Genomic DNA, 26,125 nt, shown 5'->3' with positions numbered 1-26,125 from the left:
CACGGCGTTGTTGGATAGTGCGAGTTAGTGACGGCCAGTTAGAGCATGGCTGTCGTTGTTATCGTCGTGTCCGTGGTGGTGAGCAGCCTCCACCTCCGCTGGTGTCGGCGGCTCGACACGGTCACTGAAGAAGAAGCGTGACCATGCGGCACGGCGCTTGTCATTACCCGCGGTGGGGGCGTCAACACCGTTGCCGTCCTGCCCGGTGACAAGCTCCAAGGGACGCTGCACCTCATGGCCAGCCAGTGCCCACCTCTCGTACTCCGACAGAGGCTCGTGCACCTCGTAGAAGCGGCCATCAGCGGTCTGCTGGATGACACCAGATTCGTGGCCGTGTAGCACCTTCTCACGGTCCTGCAGCTGCAGAGCTAGGCAGAGCCGCTTGACGGCGAAGAACACCAGAACCGGGCCAACGAAGAAGAAGATCCGCAAGAAGACAGTGATGTCGTTGATTGCTAGGCCTGTCTTAATCGCGATGATGTCGTTGGTGGTGGCTAGTGCCAAGCACAGGTAAGCCGTGAGTGCTCCAGCACCGATAGCGGTGCGGACCGGCTGGTTGCGGGGACGGTCGAGCAGGTGGTGCTCACGCTTGTCGCCAGTGACCCAGGCTTCCAAGAAGGGATATGCGCCCATGATGATGAAGACCACCGGGAGTAGGACGATCGAGCCCAGCGCAACGTTGAGACTAAGTGTGAAACCGAGGATCTCGAACTCCAGCCAGCCGGGCAGCAGACGCAGCGCGCCGTCGGAGAACCACATGTACCAGTCAGGCTGGACACCTGCGGTCACCGGCGAGGGGTCGTAGGGGCCGTACATCCACACGGGGTTGATTGCCACTAGCGCCGAGACGAGCGTGATGACACCGAACACGATGAAGAAGAAACCGCCGGCTTTGGCGGCGTACACCGGCATGACGGGGTAGCCAACGACGTTGTCGTTGGTGCGCCCCGGGCCGGGGTACTGGGTGTGTTTCTGCACGACGAGCAGAATCAGGTGGGCTGCCAGCAGAGCGATGAGAATCGCTGGGATGAGCAGCGCGTGCACCGTGAAGAGACGGGGAATGATCATCGTTCCGGGGAACGAGCCACCGAAGAGGAAGTAGCTCATGTAGCTACCGATCACCGGCGAGGAGAGCAAGAAGCCTTGCATCACGCGCAGACCGGTTCCAGAGAGCAGGTCATCGGGGAGGGAGTATCCGGCGAAACCTTCGATCATGGCTAGCAGCAACATGACGGTTCCGATGACCCAGTTGATCTCGCGGGGCTTACGGAAAGCACCGGTGAAGAACACGCGTGCTGCGTGCAAACCGACCGCAGCCACGAAGAACAGCGCGCCCCAGTGATGGATCTGGCGGATGAGAAGACCACCAGCCACCTCGAAGGAGATGTGCATGGTGGAGTCGAAGGCTGCACTGACGTGCAGACCGTTCAGTGGTGCGTAGGAGCCCTCGTAGGTCACCTCGTTCATGGAGGGGACAAACCACATGGTCAGGAACACGCCGGTGATGAGGCAGACGACCATGGAGTACATCGCCACTTCACCGAGCATGAAGGACCAGTGGTCCGGGAAGACCTTGTGAAGAAGGTGACGGACGGGGCCAGCTAGGCCGGTCCGGTCATCGAACCAGCCACCAATTTTTCCGCCTATTGCGGGCTTGCGGGGCCCGTTATCGGCGGGGGTGGTTGCTGCGTCGTTGGCTGTTGTGGTGCTCATCCACGCTCCCAGAAGCTCGGGCCGACAGGTTCTTTGAAGCCTGCCGCAGCGACGAGGTATCCCTCTTTATCGACTGTGATCGGCAGCTGCGGCAGGGCGCGGTGCGCCGGACCGAAAACCACTTTGCAGTCCTGCTTGAGGTCAAAGGTTGACTGGTGGCAGGGGCAGAGCAGGTGGTGTGTCTGCTGTTCGTACAGGCCGACGGGGCAGCCTGCGTGGGTGCAGATCTTGTTGTAGGCGACGATGCCTTGGTAGCCCCAGTCGCGTTCTTTTTGGCTTTCGATGTCGTCTGGGTTCAGGCGCATGAGAAGGACGGGGGCTTTGGCTTTGCGCTCGAGGTATTCCAGGTCCTGGTCAAAGCGGTACTTGCCGGTGCGCTTTTCCTCTGCGGAGACGTAACCGAGTTTGTCCAGTTCGGCCAGGCTGGCTTCCATGTGCTCGGGGAGAACGTGGAAGGCCGAGCCGATAGTGACATCGGAGGCTTTGATGGGGGTCATTTCAGGGTCACGCATGAGGCGCATGCCGGTCTGCCAGAAAGTTTCGGACAGGTCGGCTTCGGGAAGCGGTCCTAGACCTCCGACGAGCTGGAGGGCCGGCGGGACGGCGAAGATGCCCAGTGCGGTGCCGCCGAGGATGCCGATCATGGGGCGGCGTCCGAGCTGGGCTCCTTTGGCTCCCTCGGAGAGGGTTTCAGCAAAGCCGATGCGGTCTTCGTCGCTGGAGCGTAGAACGTGGCGTTGTTCCACGACTTCTTCTTCGGGCATGAGGGTTTTGGCCCAGTGCACGGCAGCCAAGCCGATACCGAGCAGGCTCAGACCCATGCACACACCGATGACGGTGTGCAGAAGGCTGACGTAGCCGAAGAAGGGCATGAAGAACAGCGTGGAGCGGTCGATCGCGAAGTAGGCGATGACGAAGCCGATCGTGCCCAGGATCGACAGGGTGAAGAAGAACAGGACCTGCCGCTCGGCGCGCTTGGCGGCTTTAGGGTCGAGGTCGGCGTGGCGTGGCTGGTGCGGGGGCAGGCCGGGGTTGGTGAACCGCTCGGGGATGCCGCCGTCTCCGACGACATGGCCCGAGTTGAGAGACACAGCCTCGCTACTCGGTTCTTGGCCGGCGATCCCCGATCCGGGACTTCCGTGTTCGTTCATGTTGGTGTCAATCCTGTCGGTGCTGGTGTGAGGAAAGTGTGTGGGCTCAGGCCGCTTTGCGGGTGAGCCAGACTGCGGCGCCGATCATGATCGGGATGCCCAGGCCCCAGAGGAAGTAGCCATCGCCAACCGGTCCGAGGTTGCCCAGGGCGTGCCCGCCGTGGTTTTCGTTTTTGTCGAGGTTGTGCAGGTAAGCAATGACATCGCGTTTGGCCTCGGGGTTGAGGTTCTGGTCGTTGAAGACCGGCATGGATTGGGGGCCAGTGACCATGGCTTCGTAGATGTGCTTGCCTTCGATGTTGTGCAGTGGGGGAGCGAACTTTCCGCGGGTGAGTGCGCCGCCGGAGCCGGCGAAGTTGTGGCACATGGCGCAGTTGACGCGGAAGATTTCGCCACCGCGGGCGATGTTTCCGCCGACGCCGCTGGCGTATTTGCTGTCTGGTACGGCCGGTCCGGGGCCGAGGGAATCGACGTAGGCGGCGAGCTGGTCGATCTGTTTCTGGTCGAACTGGGGGTTCTTGCGCTGTGCCTGGACGCCGGGGCCGGCTAGCGGCATACGGCCGGTGCCTACCTGGAAGTCGACAGAGGCCGCGCCGACACCAACAAGCGAGGGGCCGTATTTGGTCCCCTCGCCGTTGGAGCCGTGGCAAGACGCGCAGTTAGTCAGGAACAGCTGTTTGCCCACGGACACGTCGTCACCGCTGGCGGTTGCGACGGGAGCACCGGCGTCGGCCCTGCCGGGTGCGACGAGCGCGTACAGGGAGCCCATGGCGATGAGGCCAACGATGAGCAGTACGACGAAGACGGCGGGATGGCGCCGGTGGATGGCTTGAGCGTTCACGGGATTTCCTTAGCGGTCGGGTGACGATCGCGCAGGTGGGGCCGGTCGGCGTCGGCACCTGCGGTGCGTATACGTTCTCGGCGGGTTATTTGAGGAGGTAGATCGCGGCGAACAGGGCGATCCACACGACATCGACGAAGTGCCAGTAGTAGGACGTCACGATCGCCCCGGTTGCTTGGCGGTGAGTGTACGTGCGTGTCGTCATGCTGCGGCCGATGATGATGAGGAATGCCACGAGACCGCCGACCACGTGGATCGCGTGGAATCCGGTGGTGAGGTAGAAGACCGAGGTGTACGCGTTGGTGTGTAGTGCGTAGCCGTGGGACCACAAGGTGGCGTACTCGATGACCTGCCCGGCGACGAAGATGCCACCGAAGATGTAGGTGAGCACGTACCACTCGCGCATGCCCCACTTGCTGAACTGCCAGATAGTGCCCTGGCGGCTGCCGATGCCGTGTTCGGCTTTGAAAACACCCAACTGGCACCAGATCGAAGAGATAACCAGGATGAGTGTGTTCGCTGCAGCAAAGGGGACGTTGAGCTTGGCAGTTTCCTCGGCCCATAGGTCAGGGCGGACTGCGCGGATACTGAAGAAGATTGCGAACATGCCTGCGAAGAACATGAGTTCGCTAGCTAGCCAAACCATGGTGCCTACGGCTGCCATGTTTGGTCGTGTCACGGGACCTTGGCCGAACCTCGGATGGGGGCGCGGGTTCGGACTGCTGAATGAGTTGGGGGTAACGCTCGTCACGCAGGCCATTATGTCTCGAACATCACCCTCGGGTGGCCCAGTATGCACGTGAGTCCGACTCGAATCTCAGGTTTTTCTCGGTTTCGGCGCTAATTTCGCTGCTCAATGGTGCTTTGACAGGCACGAATGTGGTCTTTCGTGCTGCAGAGCGGATGTCGACGAGTTAGGTCGTTAGGATCGGCCCATGAGTGAATTGGCAGGGTCGAGCACCACGCCTACACCCGCTGCTGCGGGGGGTGTGCAAGCCGAAGCAGTGTCCGGGACGACGGGCCAGAGCACGCACAAGGTGCGTGTGTTGCTATACAGCGACGATGCGTCCGTGCGTGAGCAGGTAAAGCGGTCGGTTGGCCGTAAGCCTGCCCGTGATGTCGAGGTCGTTGATTGGACTGAATGCGCTACACCAGTGATCGCCGAAAAGCATGTGAAAGCCGGGGGGCTGGATCTGCTCATCCTTGATGGGGAGTCGGTTCCGCTAGGGGGGATGGGGCTGTGTCGGCAGCTCAAATGTGAGGTGTATGACTGCCCCCCTGTGATTGTGCTCACAGGGCGTCCTCAGGATGCGTGGCTGGCGGCTTGGTCCTTGGCTGACCGGGCTGTCCCGCAGCCGATCGACCCGCTGGTGATGGCCAACGCTGTTGCCGATGTGGCTCGTGAATCGAAAACCGGTTCTATCCCAGCTGGGGCAGAGGTCGCCCGATGAGCGATGGTTCGGCCGGATTCACGTGGCCGAACCTGCTTACGGATCTCATCGCTGGGCATGATTTGTCCACGCAAGCATCTGCGTGGGCGATGGAGCAGATCATGGGGGGCTTCGCGTCGCCTGCGCAGATAGCAGGTTTTTTGGTGGCGATGGCCGCCAAGGGGGAGTCCGTTGCCGAGGTGAGAGGCATTGCTGACACGATGTTGTTGCATGCTCGGCCACTGCATGTGCCGCAGAACAGTCTGGACATTGTGGGAACCGGGGGAGATACATCCAACACGGTGAACATTTCCACGATGGCTGCGATTGTGGCGGCAGCTACGGGGATCACTGTGGTCAAGCACGGAAACCGGGCGTCATCGTCAAAATCTGGCGCTGCTGACTGCCTGGAGGCGTTGGGAGTAGATCTGACTCTTCCTCCGTCAAAGGTCGCAGCTGTAGCCCAAGAAGCGGGGATCACTTTCTGTTTTTCGCAGGTGTTTCACCCGTCGATGACCAATGCTGCGGCCCCACGTCGTGAGTTGGGAATTGCCACGATCTTCAATGTTCTGGGGCCGCTCACCAACCCCGCTCAACCGCAATATTCGGTGATTGGAGTGGCCAAAGAACGGATGGTTCCGGTGATCGCAGGTGTGCTCGCAGAGCGAGGAACTTCTGCGGCGGTGTGTCGTGGTGATGATGGTCTCGATGAGCTCACGTTGGCGACTACGTCACGAGTGTTGTGGGTTCGTGAAGGTCAGATCGCGGAGTTCACGGTTGACCCGATTCGTTTCGGCATTGACCGTGCTCCGGTCGATACGCTGCGTGGAGGAGATGCTGCCCAGAATGCTGAGGTCGTGTGGGCGCTTCTGCGGGGTCGCCGAGATGCGGTGAGGGATGCTGTGGCCCTTAATGCTGGTTTGGCGGTAGCTGTCGCTGACAGGGATGCTCACGCGGTGGTTGATCAAGCAACGTTTGAGTTGGCGTTGCAGCGCGGCGTGGATCGAGCTTGTGAGGCAATCGATTCTGGTGCCGCACTTGCCACGCTTGAGGCGTGGAGAGCTGCGACGACTGTTTCGGTGTAGCGAATCACGTGGGGTGAGCTGAGCGTGCGTGCTTAGTTCACTCCACGTGTTCGATAAACCGATGCACATGGGCTCCTGCTCCGCCGACTGGGCAGGTCCAGGTTCCTTCTATCTCCACTAGTCGTGTTCCTTCGGTGGTGAGCCAGTGAAGGATGATGGTGATTTCTTCGGCTAGCGCTGACCCCAAACCGTTGGTAGGTGCGGGGATGTGCGCGGCGGTGGCCACCATGGCCTCGATGTAGGGCATGGGGTCGGCTCGGGGTGGTGAAACGGTGGTTCCTGCGACATGCCCGTGGCGGATGCACGCGAATTCCCAGCCTCCGGCGGGGCGTCTGCGGCCAGCGACGATGTGGGGTATGGCGGCGAAGGTGAGTGCTTCTTGGGCGCGCTGGGCGCCGCGCATGAGGGCGTGAGCCCTGTCACGGGCAGTTGCGGCATCTTCGAACCGTTCACACAGTGACAGGGTGACCATGTGGTGGGCGAGTTTGTCGGCGACTGCGGTGGCGTCGCCGCGCAGTGCGGCGCGTGCGTCCGCAGCGATGCGGGAGTAGTCGGTGTGGCTTTGGGAACCGTCGCAGGGGGCGCCGCAGCGGCCTATGTCGGCTAGGGCGCATCGGTGTGTGTGTCGGGTGGGGGAGAGTCGGTCTGTGCATCTGCGCAGGGGTAGGGAGTCGTTGAGGGCGTCCAAAGCGTCGCGGGCTCGTTGGTGTGAGGAGAAGGGGCCAGCGTATGTGGCGGCGTCGTCGCGGACGGCTCGCACGATTGATAGGCGCGGGAAAGGCTCGTTGGTGAGTTTTACCCACGGGGCGTTGTGGGGTCGGGTGGATCTGCGGTTGTAGGGAGGGTTGTGCTCAGCGATAAGTCGCAGTTCGCGTACCTGTGCTTCGAGGATGGTGTGGCAGACGATAGGGGTGACGCATGCGGCGATGTTGATCATGTCGCGGATGCGTGAGCGGTTTTCCGAGGAGGTGAAGTAGGAGCGGACACGGCGGCGAATGTCTACGGATGTGCCGACATATAGCACCCGGTCAGAGTTGTCTTTGAAGATATACACCCCAGGAGCTGAGGGGAGGTTGTCGGCGAGGTTACGTTTGCGTTGTTGTGCTGGGGTGACTGTGGTGGAGAAGGTGTCGAGTTCTTCGAGGGTGGTGACGCCGTGGCCTGCTACACGGGCGATGAGCGCGTGGAGGACATCGACGGTGGCTTTGGCGTCGTCGAGGGCTCGGTGGTTGGGGGTGGTCTCGGTGGAGAAGAGGTGGGCGAGGGTGCCGAGTTTGTGGTTGGGGGCTTCGTCTCGGGAGACGAGCTTGCGTGCCAGGGGCAGGGTGTCGACGACGTGGTTGTTGCCCCAGGTGAGGTTGAGTCGTTCAGTGGCGGCTTTGAGGAATCCGATATCAAAGGGGGCGTTGTGGGCCACGAGCACTGCGTCTGCGGCGAATTCTAGGAATGCAGGGACGGCGATGTGTTCTTCGGGGGCTTGGGCGACCATCGCGTCAGTGATTCCGGTGAGGACGGCGATGAACGGTGGGATGGGGATGGTGGGGTTGACCAGTGTTTGGAATTCGCCAGTGATTTCTCCGCCACAGATTTTGACGGCGCCGATCTCGGTTATTCGTCCGCTGGCTGCGTTGCTGCCGGTTGTTTCGAGGTCGACTACCACGAACGTGACTTGTGACAACGGTGTGCCCAGTTCGTCGAGAGTCCCCTGGATGGCGTGCATTTCGTGACCCTAACGTCTACGACTGACAAGGTTTGTGGGCGTGGTGGGGAGTTCACAGCTGAGCCGCTCTCGTTTGCCTATGCGGGCGGTGAGAGCGGCTCGTCGGTGCTGAGGGCTACCTGTTAGTTGCGTGGCTCAGCGTAGAGGGCTTCTACTTCGCGGGCTCTTTTCTTTAGGACGACTTCGCGTTTGACCTTCAAGGAAGGTGTGAGCATGCCGTTGTCTTCGGTGAAGTCTTCTTTGACGAGGCGGAATTTTCGCACGGATTCGGCTCGGCTGACGCCTTTGTTCGCGCGGTCGACTGCAAGCTGGATGCGCTCTTTGACAAACTCGTCTTGGAGGGCTTTTTCGAGGGTGAGGTCAGGCATGTCGTGTGCTTTACCCCAAGCAGGGATCATGTCTGCGTCCAACGTGATGAGAGCAGCGACGAAGGGGCGCTGGTCACCGACCACCATGACTTGGGAGACGAGAGGATGTGACCTGATTGCCTCTTCCAGAGGTGCTGGATAGACGTTTTTCCCGCCTGCGGTGACGATGATTTCTTTGGATCGGCCGGTGATGTACAGGCACCCGTCGGAGTCCAGGCTGCCTAGGTCGCCGGTACGGAACCAGCCGTCGGGGGTGAACGCCTGCGCGGTGGCTTTTTCGTCGCCGTCGTATCCGTGGAACACTCCAGGGCCGGTTACTTGGATTTCTCCGTCGTCAGCGATGCGCACTGATGTTCCGGGCATGGGGCGGCCGACGCTGCCGATACGGTGCAGGGCGGGGTTACAGGCGCTGATTGGTGCGGTGGTTTCAGTGAGCCCGTAACCCTCGTAGATGTCCACGCCCATGCCGCGGAAGAAATGCCCTAGCCGGGAACCTAGGGGCGCTCCTCCGCTGACGGAATTGCGGATTCGCCCACCCATGGCTTCACGCATTTTGGAGTACACGAGCACGTCGAACAGTTTGTGCTGCAGCCGCAATGGTGCAGGGATGCGGCCTTTGTCGATTGCTCGGCTGTAGGCGATCGCGACGCGGGTGGCCAAGGTGAAGAGGCCTCGGTGGCCTTGTGCGGAAAGTTTGCTGTTGGTGGCGTTGTAAACCTTCTCGAATACTCGTGGTACGCCAAGGATGAAGGTGGGTTTGAACGACTGCAGGTCGTCCATGAGGTTTTTCACATCGGGGGCGTGGGCGGTGCGCATCCGAGCGGAGATCGCGGCTACGGAGATAACACGCTGGAGCACGTGCGCCAGTGGCAAGAACATCAGCATGGCAGCGTCTTCGGCGAACAGGATTTCGGCGAAGACTTCACGGATTGACTCGGTGAGTTCAATGAAGTTGGCGTGGCTGAGGGGGCAGGCTTTGGGGGTTCCGGTGGTTCCGGAGGTGTACATGATCGTGGCCGGCGAATCGGGAGTGAGATGTTCGCGGGAGGCGCGCAGGGTCTCTTCGTCGGTCTGGTCTGCGCGGCTAATGATCATGTCGACGTCGCCGCCTTCGATCTGCCACACGTGTTGCAGGGCGGGGAGCCGATCACGCACGGAGTCCACTGTTGCTTCGTGTTCGAATGTTTCAACGAACACGGCGGTGGTTTCGCTGTGCCCCAGGATGTGGGCTACCTGGTCGGCGGAGGAGGTTTCGTAGATCGGGACAGTTACTGCGCCGATGCGCCAGCAGGCCAGATCGATGAGAGTCCACTCGAAGCGAGTGCGGCTCATGATGCCTACGCGGTCTCCAGGCTTGATACCTGAGGCAAGCAGACCGCGGGCGGTGGCTTCCATGCGGTCGTGAGCTTGTTGCACGGTCAGCGGTTCCCAGAGGTGGTCATTGCTGGCCATGTTTTTGATGTCGAAGAGGATGTGTTGTGGGTCCTCGTCCGCCTGCACGGTGAGCAGGTCCGCGAGTGTGCTGTAGGGAAGCGGTTGGTGCTCCGGGCTAGGGACGTGGATTTCCTTCATCGTGGCCTTCCGGCAAGAGAGGGGACGGGCTACGTCGCGGTGCGGACGAGCCGAGGGTGCCGTTAGTGTTTCATGACCTTTCGGTGTTGTGCGCCACGACTGTTTATTGGAGGGGGTTGATTATCGCCAGGTGGGCTGTAGGGGTGAGAATGGCGCGGCCGGGCACTCCTGGTGGGTAAGTGTGTGATGTCGAAGGTCTGCGGAAGGGGTTATGCCAGATGAGTGAGTGTTTGGCCGTAGGTATCGATATCGGCGGTACCAAGGTTTCCGGTGGGGTTGTGGGTGAGGATGGCCGGATTTTGCGGCGTTCGCGGCGGCACACACCAGATCGGTCAAAAAGTCCGCGCGTAGTTGAAGACACCATCGTGGCTGTGGTTGATGAGCTGACTGATGGGCTAGAAGTTTCGGCGGTCGGTATCGGCGCTGCTGGTTTTGTGTCGGTGGATGGAGCCCGGGTCGTTTTTGCGCCACATTTGTCGTGGCGGAATGAGCCATTGCGGGATTCTTTAGCGCAGCGCTTGGGGATGCGGGTCCATGTGGAGAACGACGCTAATGCGGCATTGTGGGCGGAATACCGCTTTGGGTGCGCTGCGGGAGAGTCGCACGTCGTGATGATCACGTTGGGCACTGGTATCGGGGGAGGTTTGCTTGAAGAGGGCGGGCTACGCCGGGGTCGGTACGGCATTGCGGGTGAGTATGGGCATATGCAGGTGGTTCCGGATGGACGGCGTTGTGAATGCGGCAACCGTGGCTGTTGGGAGCAGTACTCCTCGGGCAATGCGTTGGTGCGTGAGGCAAAAGCATTGATCGAGAACGAGTCGCCAATGAGTGTGGAGTTGGCTGCACGCGTGCAGGAGGCAGGCGGGGTGCTGACTGGGCCGCTGGTGACGGAAGCGGCGCGCAACGGTGACGCTACTGCGGTGGAGCTACTCGCCGAGGTAGGGCAATGGTTAGGGGTGGGGATGGCCAACCTCGCTGCCGCGATAGATCCGGGACTGTTTGTTGTGGGAGGCGGTGTGAGCGCCGCGGGGGATCTTCTCGTGAAACCAGCGCGGGAGATGTTCGCTAAAAAGTTGACTGGCCGGGGGTACCGGCCGGTGGCCAAAGTGGTTGCGGCTGCGTTGGGTAATGACGCTGGTTTGATCGGTGCTGCAGATTTAGCGCGATCAGAAGCACAGAGCTAATCCCGTGAAGGCTTAGACGACAGCGCCGTCGTTGCGGTCTTCTTCTTCAGGGTCTCGACGGGCAGGAAGCCGAGAAACCATGAGACCGAAGCCCACAAACGTGCCAACCACTGCAAGCCAGAACAGATACCGAGGCGCCCCCGGAGCGAACACGACAAGAACGATCAGCATCAGCGGCCCCCCGACCATTCCCAGCACCGCGCCCCACAAGGTTGGGTTGTGGAAATGGAAAGGATTTTCCGGGTTCGGGGGGATGAACTCTTCTTCGCCCTCTTCGGCAGGGGTGTATGTTCGCCACCCGCGAGGAAGGTCTACTCGTGAACCGAAAACTTCTTGCGGAGTTGCAGGGCGGCGCACGCCTGCACCTGGTTCCTCGCCCTGCGCGGAGTTGTCCTGATGAGCGGAAGATTCCGGCGTGGGGGGTTTCTGGTCGGCTACTTGATCCCAGTTCGCGATGATCCTAGCGAACGCAGCATCGATCCCGTCCTTGTCATCGCCGTGTGAGCCGGGGCGCGGAGTGTCCATGCGCGACATCGGATTAGCCTTTCTGACTCAACGGTGCACACCGGTGAGACCGCAACACTGCCGCAGCGACACCCACCGGGCCGCAGGCATACCCAACGGCTAAAACAAGTGTGGCACGTGGCGCAGAAACGAACCGAGATCGCACATAGCGTGTGGGGCGGACCAAGCTCCCGTAAAGTGACCCAGGCGCGTACCCGATGCAGCTACCGCGGCCTCTTCGCACCAGAGCGGACAGCTAAGCCAAACGCGTTGTGATGAAGCACCCAGCCGCCCACACGGGGTGCCATAGGGGAGGACCTACGTTGCTGTACTGGACACTGAAGCGACTGCTCGGACCGGTGTTGCGCACTGCGTTCCGCATGAAGGTGCACGGGTTGGAGAAAGTCCCCACCCAAGGCCCAGCAATCCTGGCGAGCAATCACTTGTCCTTCTCGGACTCAATCTTTCTCCCCGTGGCACTTCCACGCCGAATCACATTCCCAGCCAAGCTTGAATACTTCACCCAGCCCGGTCTGGTCGGTGCCATAAAAAGAGGTTTCTTCACCGGTGTAGGGCAAATCCCCATTGATCGCTCCGGTGGTCCCAAAAGTGCTGCCGCTCTCGAAGCAGGACTGGAAGTTCTTAGCCGAGACGAACTCTTCGGTATTTACCCAGAAGGTACCCGCTCACCCGATGGGCGCCTTTACAAAGGAAAAACAGGCATGGTCCGGATGGCTATGCGCGCTGGCGTGCCAATCATTCCAGTAGCCATGATAGGCACTGATATCGCGCAACCCACCGGCCAAAAAATTCCCAAACTCGTTCCCATCGAAGTGCGTTTCGGTGACCCGATTCACCTCGACCATCTTGTCGGAAAAGAAGATGACCAAGCTCTTATTCGTGCCGCAACAGATCAGGTCATGCAGGCGTTAGCGGACCTTTCCGGGCAGGAATATGTCCACGAATACGCCGCTGATCGGAAAAAATTTTTGCAGGAGCAAGCCGCGCGCAGCGGGCCAAAAGATAGCAGCCCCGCAGCGAATTAAGCGTTTTCCGTGCAGCTGTTCCTTCTGCGGTAAGGGCAGGTAGAGCGGATGTGGTGATCGTATCCCAGCAGTTGGGTGATGTGGCCATGGGTGCGTCGTACTCTTGGGCATGTGACTTCTGCTTCGCCTCTGACCTGGCCCAATCTGCCAGCACGTCAGCAACCGATTTGGCCAGACAAGGCCGCGCTCGCTGACGCTTCGGCACGGCTGGCCAGTTTCCCGCCCCTTGTATTTGCAGGTGAGGCGGACATTCTGCGTTCTCGTATTGCACAGGCTGCGCAAGGCAAAGCATTCATGCTCATGGGTGGTGACTGCGCGGAGACTTTCGCTTCAGCAACCGCTGACAATATTCGTGACCGGGTTAAAACTATTCTGCAAATGGCAGCGGTTTTGACGTATGGCGCGAGTATGCCAGTGGTGAAAATTGGTCGTATTGCGGGGCAATATGCGAAACCGCGGAGCAAAGACAGTGAGACGCGGGACGGGGTCACTCTTCCTTCGTACCGTGGTGATTTGGTTAATGACTTCGCTTTCACTGAGCAGGCACGAACCCCTGACCCTCACCGGCTCGTTGAGGCCTATCACGCCAGTGCCTCAACGCTGAATCTTGTTCGTGCTTTCACGCAGGGTGGTTTCGCTGATCTGCGCTATGTGCACGAGTGGAACAAAGGGTTTGTTAAATCTTCCGCCAACAGCAAATACGAACGGATTGCGCACGATATCGATAAAGCCATGCGCTTCATGGTGGCGTGCGGTGTTGATTTCGACGCGCTGAAAGCCGTCGATGTGTGGGCCAGCCACGAGGCTCTCGTCCTTGACTACGAGAAACCATTGACACGCATTGATTCTCGTACGGGAAAGCCTTACGCCACGTCAGGGCATTTTGTGTGGGTGGGTGAGCGGACCAGGGACATTGATGGCGCTCACATTGACTTCATCTCTCGAATAACTAATCCGGTAGGAATGAAAGTTGGCCCATCCGCGGATGTAAAAGACATCCTCGCCATCGCTGAAAAAGTGAACCCGACTAACGCCCCTGGGCGCCTGACCCTCATCACGCGGATGGGAGCAAAAACTATCCGCGAAAAACTCCCACCGATATTGGCTGGAGTGAAAGAAGCAGGGGCATGCATTACGTGGGTCTGTGACCCTATGCACGGCAACACATTCGAGTCTTCTACGGGGTTCAAAACACGCAGATTCGAAGACATTGTCGAAGAGGTCCGTGGATTCTTTGACGCCCACCGAGACGTAGGAACTGTTCCAGGCGGCATTCACCTAGAACTGACCGGCAATGACGTCACCGAGTGCCTAGGCGGCACGTTCAAGGTGGACGATCTCGATCTCGAACGGCGATACGAAACCCTCTGTGACCCGCGACTTAACCACCAGCAGAGTCTTGAGATGGCTTTCGTCATTGCCGAAATCCTGTCCGAACAGAGTAGAACAGGTGAAGAACTTCTTCACCGAGCTTAAGCAAACGGCACGGTCGCGAACGGAATCCTTGAACGGGACGAGAACGTATGGGCCATGGCGATGTGACGGGTACTGGTAGAGGCGAGGAATGTAATGGGCCCCAACGCGCCAGCGCTCGTCACTATGGCCCTGTGCCCCGCCTAGATATAAACAGGTGGCGATTAGCTATCACTGGCGCCACCTGTGAAGGCATGTATTGCTACACATGGGACGACATACTCGACATGCCCATGATCGACGTGCCTGGAACGATCCACTGTGCTCAACAAGGCCGAGGTATTACCCAGATCTGGCGGGGAGTACCCACTTCACACCTGCTGAGCATCGCTCCGCCAGACCCCAAGGCCACCCACGCTTTAGCTGCTGCGGCGTACGGCTTTTCCAGCACTCTTCGTTTACGTGACCTCAATCATCCGGAAACGATTCTGGCCACGTGCGTTGATGGAGTTCCCTTGACGCCTCAGCACGGAGCCCCCTTGCGCTTATTCGCGCCGCACCTGTTCGGGTGGAAAAGCGTGAAATGGCTGCTGGAGATCAGCTACCTCACGGCGCCAGAACCAGGATTCTGGGAATGCCGTGGCTATCACATGGTGGGGAAAGTCAGTGATGGCCACATTTACGCTCACCAAGAGTGACCTCACAGTCACACCACATACACCTTGATGACGCTGCCACGCGGCACTGCTGTGCCCGGAGCTGGGTCGGTGCTGCGGACAGTGTCAAACAAGCCACCAACGACTTTTTCTGCCTGCATCGCAAGCCCAGCTGACTCCAAAGCATTCCGCGCGTCAGCCTCAGACATGCCAGAGACATCCGGAACGTTGACGACGTCTGGTCCCTTACTGACAACGATCTCTACCGTGTCGCCGCGGTGCAGCTTGCCGCCGGATGGAGACTGCCGGAGTACAGCATTAGGCGGGACACGGTCAGAGAATTCTTTACCGGTCACGCGCACGCGCAGGCCACGCCGTTCCAGTTCAGCAGTGGCATCAGAGAGGCTACGGCCGGTGAAGTCATCAACGCTGATTGGTTCTCGGCCACGGCTAACAACGACGCTGACCTCGGTCCCTGGGCGCAGCGATGTGCCCGCAGCAGGTTTGGAACTAATCACGGTCCCGGCGGGTACTTTTTCGTTCCACTCTTTTGTGCGCTTACCCAAAACGAGGTGATTTTGCTCAAGGAGTTTGGCAGCTGCATCCGGTGTTGATCCGGCGAGCTCGGGAACGTTGTACCGTTCCGGTCCCCCTGAAATGATGAGGGTCACCGGATCTTGGCGGTGAGTTGCTGTGCCGGCAGGTGGTTCAGTGCGAATGACGCTGCCACTAGGCACTGTCTCTGAATATTCTTGGGTCACGGTGGACTCAAGACCCAAACCATTAAGCGCGGCTTCGGCATCTTTACGAGTCACGCCAGCAAGGGTGGGGATGTCTACTGCTCCGCCAGGTCCTGCGGTGAAGAACCAAGACCCAGTGCTAATGACAGCGACCAAAACAGCCGCGACGATCCCGGCCTGGATGCGTCGCTTCGTGTTTTTGGGGCGCGTAGCGCGGGCAGATTTCGCTGCTGCGGGTTTTTTCTTCCAGCCCTTTTTCTTTTTTGGGTTTTTTTCTTCAGATGCTGATGGGGGAGTGATAACAGGTAGCTTGCGGGTTTCTGGGGAGCCGATGACAGCCAAGCTTTGCGTGGCGTCACTGACGTACTTCTGGGTGGAGTCGTGCGGGGCGGGAGTTTCCTGTGCTGCGGGGCGCTCCAGCGCTGCGGGAGGAAGACGGTCTAGTTCTTCGTCGGTGAGTCCCTGATGTACTTCACGTGCCCTATCACGGAACTCGGCGGCGTCCGCAGGGCGCAAAAGATGATTGGTGGCAGTGGCGGCTGCGACGAGCTCAACTAGTGTCGCTGGAAGTTCGGCATCGATAGCGGCTATGTCAGCTGAAGTGGCCCCTTCGGGGGGGCCGTCATTGTCGTAGGCAGGCTTACCAGTCAGCATCTCAGCCAAAACCAGACCGGCAGCGTAGACATCTGTGCGCGGGTCACTGACACCGCCGACGCGCTGCTCGGGGGCAGCGTAAGCAAGGGTGATGTATCCGGCTGCTGCTGCTCCTACTGCAGCAGCCAAACCGAAGTCAGTGACTTTAACGATGCCGTCATGACGAATCATCACATTGCTGGGTGTGATGTCGCGGTGCACGATTCCGAGTTTGTGCGCTGCTGATAGCCCAGCGAGGATGCCGTCCAATGTTTTGAGGGCTTCACGAGGAGTGAAGGCACCTAGCTCGTGTAGACGCGCCCGCAAGGTGGTTCCCCGCAGAAATTCCATGGTCAAGAAAACGAGGTCACCGTCGTCTCCTTGATCGAGCACGGCGACGACGTGTGGATCATCCAGTCGGGCGATGGATTGGGCTTCGTGTCGGAAAGAAGCTACTCGCTCAGGATCTTGAGCCAGGTTGGGGTGCATGATTTTCAGCGCCACTTCACGACTGAGACGTTCGTCGCGAGCCACATAGACGGCAGCCATACCGCCATCGGCGATGTGGCGCAGCACCGTGTAACGACCGTCCAAGACCTTACCCGTCACGTCCCCCACTGCGTCCATTGCTCCAGTCTAAGAGGACGTCTAGTCAGGTGAGTCCATCCACATTTGTCTGTAGGTGGCAGTCTTGATCTTGTGAACGACGAACTGAACGTATCGAGCCAACCACAGGACTCGACGCCGCAGCCGAGTGACGAGCAGAAGCGTCGCGCGGCAGCTTTGGAAGAACTCGTGGACGCGTGGGTGAGCATCCCCGAACTTGCCGAAATGCAGGGGCTGCGCTTGAACGACGTGCGCAGGCAGCTCAAGGACGGCGACCTTGTGGGCATTCGCCGTACAGAGAGCAACGCGGTCTATGTTCCAGCGAGATTCCTCGTGGACAACGCGCCTGCGCCCAGGCTGAAAGGGACCGTCACAGTCTTGCGTGATGGTGGGATGTCTGACGAGGAACTACTCGAATGGCTTTTCACCCCAGATGCCACGCTCCCTGGCGGTGGCAGCGCAATGGATGCCTTTGATGCTGGTTTCGTCACCGAGGTGCGTCGCCGCGCGATGGAAAGCGCTTTGTAAGAGGCGTATCGAACTTTGTGAAAGGGCGGGGTCAGTCATATGCCCCGCCCTTTCACGTGCACTCAGGTGTTGCGCTCAGTGGCGACGTGGATGAGTTCGGCTAGTTCTGCTTTGCCTTCGACGGTGAGTTCTGTAGTTGCAGCGAGCGCCTCGTGGGCGGTTTGGGCCCCGGCACGAATCATGGTTTCGTGGCGTTCCATCGCGCCGGTGGTGATGAAGATTTCACGGGCTCGTTCTACTTGCTCGCTGGTGAGGTTTTCTTCACCAATAAGCGAGGCGAGAAAGTGTGTTTCTTCTGGAGAGGCTGCATCGAGCGCGAGGGCTAGTAGTACGGTCCGTTTTCCTTCGCGTAGGTCGTCTCCGGCTGGTTTTCCGGTCGTTTCAGGATTCCCGAAAACGCCGAGGACGTCGTCACGTAGTTGGAATGCTTCACCGACGGCTAGGCCATAGCGGGATAGGAGTTCTCGGTCAGTGGGGTTGATGCCTGCGGCGTCAGCACCGATGAGGGCGGGTTGTTCGATGGAGTATTTCGCGCTTTTGAACTGAACGACTTTGCGGGCTTGTTCGATGCGTTCGGCTGTGCTGATGTTTTTCCAGCCACGGTTTGAGATGACGAATTCGAGCCATTGTCCTGCCATGAGTTGGCTACGCATGGTGTTGAATTCGATACGGGCTCGGTTGAGTTCCTCAAGGGGTAGTCCGCTGTCGAGGAAAAGTTGTTCGCTGGCGACTAGGCATAGATCACCTGCTAGTACTGCGCCGGAGAGCCCGAACCGCTCAGGGGAGCGCTCCCAGCCGGCTTCGCGGTGGGCTTGGGCGAAAGCGACATGGGCTGCAGGGGCTCCGCGGCGTACGGCACTGTCATCCATGACGTCGTCATGGATGAGTGCTGCGCCTTGGAAAAACTCCAGAGCTGCTCCGACGCGTACAGCTGCGTGGTCATGTGTGCCTCCTGCTGCTTTATATGCCTGGTAGCAGAAGAGAGCACGAAAGCGTTTTCCGCCTGACAGTAGCTGCGCGATGGCGTCGAGGAGTTGATCGGTTTCCGGGCCGACAGGTGTCACGAGGGCTCGCTGCTCCGACAAGGCGGAGTCGATTGCCTGTTGTACTTCGTGGCGGAAATCGGCCAGGGGAAGGGAAGAGTTCAACGGGTCCTCCAGAGCGGGTGGTCCGTTCCAGCCTAGTGCTTGTATGCACTCTCGAGCGTTGCTGGCTAGGTGTGTTACGTCTGGCAGTGCCGACGGGTGCCAGCGGCACACCACCCATCGTGCCGTGCTACAGGCACCCGAGTGCATGGCGGCGGATGGGGTTTGGGTAAGGACCGTGGGAGGCTACCAGGCAGGTAGGCGACCACATCGTTCTGAGGTCACTTTCCGAAAATAGCAGCGATTCTGGTGGGTTATCGAAAGCGCGGCGATGATGAAGAGTTTCTGTCAGTTTGTTTTCCCCACGGCGTGGAGCAGGGATTGAAATCAAGAGGAACCTGGGCTGATTAACAGGTGAAACAGAATTGTTTTTGTTCTTCTCATTAGGGGTTTATGTGGTGACTTAATTGTATTATTGCAAGTAGCACGCCCTGGTGTTCTGCTCTGCTTGTATTTGGTTTTACTTTGATCTTCGAGAAGTTCACATTTCAGCTGTCTTTTCGAGTATTACGACAGGTGCATGCGAGAAAGAAAATGTATCTACGCCGCACCCTCCAGCCTGTAGCCCTGGCTATTAAGGCCACCAGCCACGAAAGACCTCACAATGGCTCCACGAACCGCCACCAGAAAACGCAGCACAGCCAGCAACACCGCCGCCCTGGATCTACTGGCCAAAGCCCACAGCATCTGCACTCGAACGCTCAATGCACAAACAGCACCCGAACGCTACGTCGACGCCCATCTGGCGGCATTGCGCGCCGCGGGAGCAATTGTGGCCGCCAAGCTGGGCACTCCCGCGCCCAGAGGAGCCTGGGCCGCTGTTGCTGAGCTTGCTCCCGAACTCAGTGACTGGTCTATCTATTTCGCCCGCGCAACCACACGCAGACAACGCATCGAAAACGGCCTGTGGGAACCCAGCGACGATGAAGCAGCCTCGTTTGTTGAGGCAGCAAAAACATTCGTCGACCTCACAGCAGCTGTCCTCGGAGTGCCTTTAACTCCTGCTAGTCCCATCAGCCAATACCACTAGGCCACCACGAACAGACGGCCATGAACAACGCATGGAACGTATGGTGAGCAATGGGTTTTGATACCCATGCAATCCATCTCAGGAAGGAGCCTGCCCATGGCCGAAGAAGCGAGTGAACTCACCCCCCTCGGCGAAAGCCCTGCTCGCTCTAGCGCAGTCTGGGAGGCTGTCACTGCATCCTTGCGCTCACGAGCCCAGGCCGTAGGGCGGCCACTACGGATCCTTGATTTTGGTGGAGGAGCCGGTGGGTTAGCTGTGCCGCTAGCGCGGCGAGGGTATGAGATCACTGTTGTTGACCCCAGCCCCAACGCTTTGGCGTCCCTGACTCAACGCGCACAGGAAGTTGGTGGATTAGAGAACATCACCGCTGTTCAAGGCGACGTGGATTCCTTGAGCCAAATTGTGCCCGCAGCGGGAGTGGATGCGGTGTTGTGCCACGGTGTCCTAGAGCACGTGGAGGCCCCTGCCGATGCTGTTGCCGAGCTTGCGCGTGTGCTCACCCATGGCGGGGTACTCAGTCTGACAGTGGCACAGCGAGTGGGCGCAGTGATGTCGCGGGCGCTGAGTGGTCGTTTCGAGCAAGCTCGGCAGGTGTTGCTCAGTGAAGATGGGCGTTGGGGTGAAAAGGATCCGTTGCGTCGTCGTTTCGATGCTGCAGAGATTGCTGAACTGCTCGCAGGTAGCGGTTTGGAAATCGTGGATGCAGAGGGCGTGCGCGTGTTTGAGGGGCTTGTGCCAGCCGCTTTGGTTTCCAGTGATGCTGAGCGTGAGTCACTACGGGCGCTGGAGCGTGCCGTGGCGGGGCATCCGGCATCGGCGCATTTGGCGCACATTGGGGCGTCTTTGCACGTGTTGGCGAGCAAAGCTGCGATTGATTCGGGGCAGTGATTTTGATGGTGCTGTGCTTGCTGTGTGCATAGGTGCAGTGGTGAGTTGTGGTTGTGTCGTGTCGGGGTGCTCACGGTGAGTAGACGACGTTTTCCGGTCCCGGCGCGGCACAGCCACAGCCCTGTTGATGACACTGGCTGCGTCATTCTGCATGTCGACATGGATGCGTTTTATGCCTCGGTCACGTTGCTGGATCACCCGCACTTGATAGGTAAGCCGGTGATCATCGGGGGTGGGACGCGAGGGGTGGTTTTATCTGCCACGTATGAGGCGCGAGCTTTTGGGGTGGCCTCGGCGATGCCGATGTCACGCGCGGTGCGGCTGTGTCCGCAGGCAGTGGTATTGCCGCCTCAGCATGAGCGGTATCGGGCGGTTTCGGCTGCGGTGATGGAAACGTTCGCGACGGTGACGCCTGTGATTGAGCCGTTGTCGTTGGATGAGGCGTTTTTGGATGTGTCGGGTGCGGTGCGCAGGTTGGGTTCACCGGCGGTCATCGCCGAGCAGATCCGGGCAGCGATTTTTGCTGAGCAGGGCATCACATGCTCGGTAGGGGTGGCGTCGACAAAGTTTGTGGCGAAGATTGCCTCGGGAATGGCTAAGCCGGACGGCATGTTGGTGGTTCCGGCGGCGGAGATGGTCGAGTTTGTACAGCAGTTGCCGGTGGGGGCGTTGTGGGGTGTAGGGGATAAAACTGAGGAGCATTTGCATCGGTTGGGGTTGCGGTACGTCTCGGATATCGCCACTACATCGGTATCGACGCTGCGGCACGCATTGGGTGCTACCGGTGAGCATTTGTATGCGATGGCTTGGGGTAAAGATCCGCGTGTGGTGACCCCTGAACGGGTGGAGAAGAGTATCGGGGCGGATCAAACTTTTGAGCACGATATTGATGATGTGGCTGAGTTGCAGCGGCGGTTGTTGGCGATGTGTGAAAAGACCGCTGCTCGCGCTAGGGCGGCAGGGATGGTGGGGCGAACGATTACGTTGCGGGTGCGTTTTTCAGATTTCACGACGGTGACTAGGTCGGTGACTGTGCAGGAGCACACTGATGTGGGTCGGGAAATTTTTCTTCAGGCGCGAGGTTTGTTCGACAACCTTGGTGTGCAGGGAATGCGGGTGCGGTTGGTGGGGGTGCGGTTGGAAGGTCTGGTGCGTCGTGCTGAGGTTGCGGTGCAGCGGGATCTGTTCGCGCCAGAGCAAGGGTGGCGTGAGGCAGAGGTGGCAGTAGATGCGGTGAGTGCACGATTTGGTCAGGGGATTGTTCGGCCGGCGAGTTTGTTGAAACGTGACCTTGGCGAGGATGGGATGAGGCTGCGTGAGTGAGGTGGGTCACGCGGTTGGGTGGCTGATGGAGAGGGTGGGACGCAACCCGCGGCCTAATCCCTGGTAAAAACTGTGGCCCGACACCTATTCTGGTGTTCAGCCCTGTCTATGGGGTGCGGGTTTTTGGAGTTGTTGTGGTGCGTCCCCGGTGTGGGGCGGTCGGTGGTTTGTTGGTCGAGGAGGTTGCGATGCCCCTGTCCGAGAACGAGCAGAAGATGCTCGATCAGATGGAGCGCGCCCTGTATGCGGAGGATCCGCGGTTTGCGTCGTCTATGCGTGGTGGGGTGGCCGGGGGGTCGTCTCGTCAGCGGGTGGTGGTTGGTTGTGTGGGAGCAGTGGTGGGTTTGGGGTTGGTTTTGGGTGGTGTTGCCGGGAACCTGATTTGGCTTGGTGTGGTGGGTTTTGTTGCGATGGTGGGTGGTATGGCCTGGGCTTTCACGCCAGCGACATTGAAGCGTAAGCAGGCAGAGTCTGCGCCGAGGCGAGGTTTTTCTGGGCGTTCTGCTGGGGGGCGTCGTGCTTCGTCATCGGGGTCGTTCTCGCAGCGTTTGGAGCAGCGGTGGGAGCGGCGTCGTCGGGAGAACGGTTTTTGATCTGCGGCGTGGTGTGCTGCTGAAAAAAGTTTTTCCATGTGTGGGGGGGAGCTACCAATTTTGGTAGCTCCCCCCCACACATGGAGTTGTTGTTGGGCTGGTGGTTAGCTCGTGTGGAGACGTTCAGTCTCGTCGTGGATGGTGGCGTCTATCTCGGTGAGTCGGTCGGCGTGTTCGCGTGCGTGGTGGGCGCAGAACAGCAGTTCGCCGCCGCTGCGCAGGGTTGCTCGTACGTATGCTTGTGCTCCGCACCGGTCGCAGCGGTCGGCCGAGGTCATCGGTGTCAAAACAGCGGTAGTCACGTCAGCCCTACTCCGTCCATTCAGGACGCCTGCCGGGATGCCGGTGGCGTCGTTGTCGAAACTCCGTCGATTCGCTTGGGTGTGTTGCTGTCGACGTCAGTGTCGGGAGGACTCATCCGTGCGATGAGGAGTTCCTTTCGCCGTCTTTAACAGTCAATCACGCCAAATCCTTCCCGGTTTGTCACCGTTGTCTGCAAGTGTTTGTGAGCTGTGTGCGGTGGTTGCCGAGCAGCGGGGTGGGCGTGAGATCTTCGAGCCTCATCGGCCCTGACGGTAGCCTCGTGAGGAATCGTCTCCGTCTGGGTGGGTTTTGGGCCGCTCGGTGGGGTGTGTTTTGGTGAATTGCGTGGTGCTTCGGCTGGTTTGGTCGGGTGTCCGCTGGATGGAAGTAGGTGTGTGGTAGTGGCCGCAGCTGGTGCGAAGAACGGTAAGTCGGGAGAGCCGGCGGGGTATACGGCGCGGCATTTGCAGGTTCTGGAGGGGCTGGAAGCTGTTCGTAAGCGCCCGGGGATGTACATCGGGTCTACGGACTCGCGGGGGTTGATGCATTGTTTGTGGGAGATCATCGACAACTCGGTGGATGAGGCACTGGGTGGTCATGGTGATTCGATTGAGGTGGTGTTGCGGCCGGATGGGTGTGTAGAGGTTCGTGACTATGGGCGTGGTATTCCGGTGGATGTGGAGCCGCGGACGGGGCTGTCCGGGCTGGAGGTGGTGTTCACCAAGCTGCATGCCGGTGGCAAGTTTGGTGGCGGTTCATACACGGCTTCGGGTGGTTTGCATGGTGTGGGTGCGTCGGTGGTGAATGCGCTCTCGGAGCGGCTGGATGTGCAGGTGGATCGTGGCGGGAAGACGTATCAGATGTCATTCCGTCGGGGAGTGCCAGGGGTGTTTGATGATGCTGATCCGGGTAATCCGCGTCCGGATGCGCCGTTTACTGCCTATGAGGAGCCCACGCCTCCCCCGGTGGTGGGTAAGGCTAAGCGTGGTGTGACTGGTACGCGGGTGCGGTATTGGGTGGATCGACAGATTTTCTTGTCGACGGCGCAGTTCTCGTATGAGGATTTGGCTGGTCGTGCGCGGCAGACAAGTTTTTTGATCCCGGGGTTGGGGATTGTGGTACGCGATGAGCGTGGTTTGCCGGGGACGCCGGGGGAGAGCGGCCCGGTGGAGGAGCGGTTCCAGCATGAGGGTGGGATTGCTGAGTTTGTGGAGTTTTTGGCTACGGATCAGCCGGTGAGTGATGTGTGGCGGTTGCAGGGGCACGGTACGTTTACCGAGCGGGTGCCTGTGTTGGATGAGTCGGGGCATATGACGCCTACGGATGTGCAGCGTGATTGCGATGTGGATGTGGCGCTGCGGTGGGGGGATGGGTATGAGACGAAAGTGCGTACGTTCGTCAACATCATTGCGACCCCCAAGGGGGGGACGCATTTGGCTGGTTTTGAGGCCGGGGTGTTGAAGTGTGTGCGTAAGCAGGTGGAGGCACGTTCTCGTGCGTTGCGTCCTGGCAGTGATAAGCCGGAGAAGGACGATGTGTTGGCGGGGTTGACGGCTGTGGTGACGGTGCGTCTGGCTGAGCCGCAGTTTGAGGGGCAGACGAAGGAAGTGTTGGGCACCAGTGCGGTGCGCGGCATTGTTTCGCGGGTGGTGGATAAGCAGTTGACGGCGTTGCTGGAGTCGACGAAGCGGCCAACGAAGCAGCAGGCTACGGGCGTGTTGGAGAAGGTCGTTGCGGAGATGAAGGCGCGTATTTCGGCGCGTCAGCATAAGGAGACGCAGCGGCGTAAGACGGCGTTGGAGTCTTCGTCGATGCCGCCGAAGTTGTATGACTGCCGTACTTCGGATGTGGAGCGTTCGGAGTTGTTCATTGTTGAGGGTGACTCGGCGATGGGTACGGCTAAGGCTGCGCGTAATAGTGAGTTTCAGGCGTTGTTGCCGATTCGCGGAAAGATTCTGAACGTTCAGAAGGCTTCTATCGCGGATATGTTGAACAACTTTGAGTGCGCGTCGATTATTCAGGTTTTGGGTGCGGGGTCGGGGCGCACGTTTGATGTTGAGGCTGCCCGTTACGGCAAGGTCATCATCATGACCGACGCTGATGTTGATGGTGCGCATATTCGGACGTTGTTGTTGACGTTGTTTTTCCGGTATATGCGTCCGCTGGTGGAGGCGGGGCGGGTGTTCGCGGCGGTTCCGCCGTTGCACCGGCTGGAGGTCAATGCTGGCCCTGGGAAGAAGAACGAGTACGTGTACACGTACTCGGAGGCTGAGATGTTGGCGTTGACCAAGCGGCTACGTAAGTCGGGTAAGGGGTGGAAGGAGCCGATGCAGCGGTATAAGGGGTTGGGGGAGATGGATGCTGCGCAGTTGCGGGAGACGACGATGGATCCCTCGCATCGGACGTTGCGCAGGGTTCAGGTCGCTGATGTGGAGGCCGCGAGTCGGGTGTTTGATTTGTTGATGGGGTCTGATGTTGCCCCGCGTAAGGATTTCATTGTGGCTTCGGCGCATGAGTTGAATGCCGAGCGTATTGATGCCTGATGGGTGGTAGCCCGGTTGGGTTGATCGGTGCCCCTGCTCCCCGTGGTGGGAGTGGGGGCGCGGTTGTTTTAGGTGGCGGGTTCGACGTAGTGGGCGGTGGCGGTGATGGGGGCGCCGCCGCAGGAGGCGGGCAGGTCGTGGCGGTCTGTTTGGCGGACGAGGAGGTTCCAGGTGCGTCCGTCGGTGTGGGTGACGGTGACGGGGGTGGTGCGTTCTTCGGTGATGGTGGCGGTGGTGGTCAGGGCGAGGATGGGGACGGCTTCGTTATTGGTGGCTAGGTGGGTGCGAATGTAGGCGTCGGCAGCTTGTTCGGCGGCGGGTAGGTGGGATAGGCCGCGCAGGTGGTAGCTGGTGGTGAGGGTGTGGGGGGTGGTGGCGGTGGTGAAGGTGGTGTCGCTGGGGGTTCCTGAGGTGTCTGTGAGGAGGTCGGGGATGGTGTGGGTGTCGCTGAGTCGGGCTAGTCCCAGGCCGTGGGGTAGGAGGACTGCGGTGGGAGCGAAGCGGTGCCCGCCGGTGTGGGTGCAGTCCCAGATGCGTTCGGGGAATTGTGGTGATGCTGTGTCGACGATGGGTCGGCCTCGTTTTGCACAGCATTGGTCGCGTTTGCTGTTGGTGCAGATCAAGAGGATGGATGTGTGGGTGGGGGTAAGCCAGGGGGCGTGCTCACGGACGGTGTCGATGTCTCCTGCTGCTGCGGCTTCGAAAGGCAGGTTTGCGATGACGGCGGGGTCAGGGTGGATGCCGTGGAGGAGCCATGGGTTGCCTTGTGCCATACCGCCACTGAGGAAGACGTGTCGGGGGTAGGGGGTTGCGGTTTCTCGGGCCGCGCTGGGTTGCCGGATGAGTAGGGCGCGTCCGCCAGCTGTTTCAGCATTTTTTTCGAGGGTTTGACCGATGGTGGGGTCGAGCCGGGATTGAGTGAATGCTTTGCGTCCCCATGGCCCGCGTTGTTCCATCGCGATCCAGAATAGGGCTGGTGAGGTGGTTCCCCAGGCGGGGTCGGTGGCTTTGTCCCACTGGATGGAGCAGGGGGGTTGTGGGGTGGTGGGTGGCTCGGCCATGGTTTGAGCGTATCCCGCTTGGGGTGGCGTGGTGATAGCGCTGGGGTGC

The 26,125-nt window shown here is 59.8% G+C and carries 23 protein-coding genes; 12 read left to right on the top strand and 11 right to left on the bottom strand.

Annotated elements, in window-relative coordinates:
• Positions 1-24: 24 nt before the first annotated feature.
• From qcrB to ctaE, 4 genes are all read right to left on the bottom strand, one after another.
• Positions 25-1,713: a cytochrome bc1 complex cytochrome b subunit gene (qcrB, locus tag DXZ77_RS05920; RefSeq protein WP_115030689.1), complete on the bottom strand. Its 1,689-nt coding sequence runs from the start codon at positions 1,711-1,713 to the stop codon at positions 25-27.
• Positions 1,710-2,864 (bottom strand): cytochrome bc1 complex Rieske iron-sulfur subunit, encoded by a 1,155-nt coding sequence (gene qcrA / locus DXZ77_RS05915; RefSeq protein WP_028326425.1) that lies wholly within the window; start codon positions 2,862-2,864, stop codon positions 1,710-1,712. Before qcrA ends, qcrB begins: the two co-directional genes overlap by 4 nt.
• Before the next feature lie 46 nt (positions 2,865-2,910).
• The gene (qcrC, locus tag DXZ77_RS05910; protein WP_258553165.1) at positions 2,911-3,705 is read right to left on the bottom strand and encodes a cytochrome bc1 complex diheme cytochrome c subunit; all 795 of its coding nucleotides are present in this window, start codon (positions 3,703-3,705) and stop codon (positions 2,911-2,913) included.
• Positions 3,706-3,790: 85 nt separating this feature from the next.
• On the bottom strand, positions 3,791-4,465 hold the full coding sequence (ctaE, locus tag DXZ77_RS05905) for an aa3-type cytochrome oxidase subunit III (RefSeq protein WP_442778415.1): 675 nt from the start codon (positions 4,463-4,465) through the stop codon (positions 3,791-3,793).
• Between the two features lie 175 nt (positions 4,466-4,640).
• On the opposite strand from ctaE, the gene DXZ77_RS05900 reads away from it, so the two are divergent.
• Together DXZ77_RS05900 and trpD are read left to right on the top strand one after the other, a co-directional pair.
• Positions 4,641-5,156, top strand: a complete 516-nt coding sequence (locus DXZ77_RS05900; RefSeq protein WP_243888716.1) for a response regulator — start codon at positions 4,641-4,643, stop codon at positions 5,154-5,156.
• Positions 5,153-6,220, top strand: a complete 1,068-nt coding sequence (gene trpD, locus DXZ77_RS05895) for an anthranilate phosphoribosyltransferase (protein WP_115030686.1) — start codon at positions 5,153-5,155, stop codon at positions 6,218-6,220. Before DXZ77_RS05900 ends, trpD begins: the two co-directional genes overlap by 4 nt.
• A 37-nt stretch (positions 6,221-6,257) precedes the next feature.
• Here trpD and DXZ77_RS05890 read toward each other — a convergent pair whose 3' ends face one another.
• Positions 6,258-7,940, bottom strand: coding sequence for a DEDD exonuclease domain-containing protein (locus DXZ77_RS05890; RefSeq protein WP_115030684.1), 1,683 nt, complete (start codon positions 7,938-7,940; stop codon positions 6,258-6,260).
• Between the two features lie 122 nt (positions 7,941-8,062).
• A complete protein-coding gene (locus tag DXZ77_RS05885) occupies positions 8,063-9,880 on the bottom strand; it encodes an AMP-dependent synthetase/ligase (protein WP_115030682.1) in 1,818 nt (605 codons plus the stop codon).
• Positions 9,881-10,098: 218 nt separating this feature from the next.
• Between DXZ77_RS05885 and DXZ77_RS05880 the strand changes: the two genes are divergently transcribed.
• Complete coding sequence (locus DXZ77_RS05880) at positions 10,099-11,064, top strand: ROK family glucokinase (protein WP_115030680.1); 966 nt, start codon at positions 10,099-10,101, stop codon at positions 11,062-11,064.
• 12 nt (positions 11,065-11,076) lie between these two features.
• Here the strand turns inward: DXZ77_RS05880 and DXZ77_RS05875 are convergent, their stop codons facing one another.
• Entirely contained in the window at positions 11,077-11,598 is a 522-nt protein-coding gene (locus DXZ77_RS05875) for a hypothetical protein (protein ID WP_115030679.1), read from the bottom strand.
• Positions 11,599-11,948: 350 nt separating this feature from the next.
• On the opposite strand from DXZ77_RS05875, the gene DXZ77_RS05870 reads away from it, so the two are divergent.
• The 3 genes from DXZ77_RS05870 to DXZ77_RS05860 all read left to right on the top strand — a co-directional run bounded on the left by DXZ77_RS05870 (position 11,949) and on the right by DXZ77_RS05860 (position 14,725).
• Positions 11,949-12,614 carry a lysophospholipid acyltransferase family protein gene (locus DXZ77_RS05870; protein ID WP_258553164.1) on the top strand — a complete coding sequence of 222 codons (666 nt, stop codon included), beginning with the start codon at positions 11,949-11,951 and terminating at the stop codon, positions 12,612-12,614.
• A 111-nt stretch (positions 12,615-12,725) separates the two neighbouring features.
• Positions 12,726-14,090 carry a class II 3-deoxy-7-phosphoheptulonate synthase gene (locus tag DXZ77_RS05865; protein WP_258553163.1) on the top strand — a complete coding sequence of 455 codons (1,365 nt, stop codon included), beginning with the start codon at positions 12,726-12,728 and terminating at the stop codon, positions 14,088-14,090.
• A 47-nt stretch (positions 14,091-14,137) separates the two neighbouring features.
• A complete protein-coding gene (locus tag DXZ77_RS05860; protein ID WP_115030673.1) occupies positions 14,138-14,725 on the top strand; it encodes a molybdopterin-dependent oxidoreductase in 588 nt (195 codons plus the stop codon).
• An 8-nt stretch (positions 14,726-14,733) separates the two neighbouring features.
• On the opposite strand, the gene pknB is transcribed toward DXZ77_RS05860, so the two are convergent.
• Positions 14,734-16,683 (bottom strand): Stk1 family PASTA domain-containing Ser/Thr kinase, encoded by a 1,950-nt coding sequence (pknB, locus tag DXZ77_RS05855; RefSeq protein ID WP_115030671.1) that lies wholly within the window; start codon positions 16,681-16,683, stop codon positions 14,734-14,736.
• Positions 16,684-16,755: 72 nt separating this feature from the next.
• Here pknB and DXZ77_RS05850 point away from each other — a divergent pair, with 72 nt between their 5' ends.
• Entirely contained in the window at positions 16,756-17,190 is a 435-nt protein-coding gene (locus DXZ77_RS05850; RefSeq protein WP_258553162.1) for an Rv2175c family DNA-binding protein, read from the top strand.
• A gap of 62 nt (positions 17,191-17,252) precedes the next feature.
• Here DXZ77_RS05850 and DXZ77_RS05845 read toward each other — a convergent pair whose 3' ends face one another.
• Positions 17,253-18,338 (bottom strand): polyprenyl synthetase family protein, encoded by a 1,086-nt coding sequence (locus tag DXZ77_RS05845; RefSeq protein WP_258553161.1) that lies wholly within the window; start codon positions 18,336-18,338, stop codon positions 17,253-17,255.
• Positions 18,339-18,939: 601 nt separating this feature from the next.
• Between DXZ77_RS05845 and DXZ77_RS05840 the strand changes: the two genes are divergently transcribed.
• From DXZ77_RS05840 to DXZ77_RS05825, 4 genes are all read left to right on the top strand, one after another.
• Entirely contained in the window at positions 18,940-19,365 is a 426-nt protein-coding gene (locus DXZ77_RS05840) for an SAV_6107 family HEPN domain-containing protein (protein WP_115030668.1), read from the top strand.
• 96 nt (positions 19,366-19,461) lie between these two features.
• Positions 19,462-20,253, top strand: coding sequence for a class I SAM-dependent methyltransferase (locus DXZ77_RS05835; protein ID WP_115030666.1), 792 nt, complete (start codon positions 19,462-19,464; stop codon positions 20,251-20,253).
• Positions 20,254-20,328: 75 nt separating this feature from the next.
• Entirely contained in the window at positions 20,329-21,576 is a 1,248-nt protein-coding gene (locus DXZ77_RS05830; RefSeq protein WP_115032645.1) for a DNA polymerase IV, read from the top strand.
• Between the two features lie 188 nt (positions 21,577-21,764).
• Entirely contained in the window at positions 21,765-22,169 is a 405-nt protein-coding gene (locus tag DXZ77_RS05825; RefSeq protein ID WP_115030664.1) for an SCO2097 family morphological protein, read from the top strand.
• A gap of 104 nt (positions 22,170-22,273) precedes the next feature.
• Here DXZ77_RS05825 and DXZ77_RS11755 read toward each other — a convergent pair whose 3' ends face one another.
• A complete protein-coding gene (locus DXZ77_RS11755; protein WP_028326412.1) occupies positions 22,274-22,471 on the bottom strand; it encodes a DUF7455 domain-containing protein in 198 nt (65 codons plus the stop codon).
• A gap of 396 nt (positions 22,472-22,867) precedes the next feature.
• Here DXZ77_RS11755 and DXZ77_RS05820 point away from each other — a divergent pair, with 396 nt between their 5' ends.
• A complete protein-coding gene (locus tag DXZ77_RS05820; RefSeq protein WP_371667196.1) occupies positions 22,868-25,015 on the top strand; it encodes a DNA gyrase/topoisomerase IV subunit B in 2,148 nt (715 codons plus the stop codon).
• A gap of 68 nt (positions 25,016-25,083) precedes the next feature.
• On the opposite strand, the gene DXZ77_RS12030 is transcribed toward DXZ77_RS05820, so the two are convergent.
• Positions 25,084-26,076, bottom strand: coding sequence for a ferredoxin family protein (locus DXZ77_RS12030; protein WP_181816046.1), 993 nt, complete (start codon positions 26,074-26,076; stop codon positions 25,084-25,086).
• Positions 26,077-26,125 lie beyond the last annotated feature (49 nt).

The organism is Dermatophilus congolensis, from assembly GCF_900447215.1.
In the GTDB taxonomy this organism is placed as follows: Bacteria; Actinomycetota; Actinomycetes; order Actinomycetales; family Dermatophilaceae; genus Dermatophilus; species Dermatophilus congolensis_A.
Note: the sequence above shows the minus strand (reverse complement) of the source record. Positions and strands in the feature narration are given on the sequence as shown.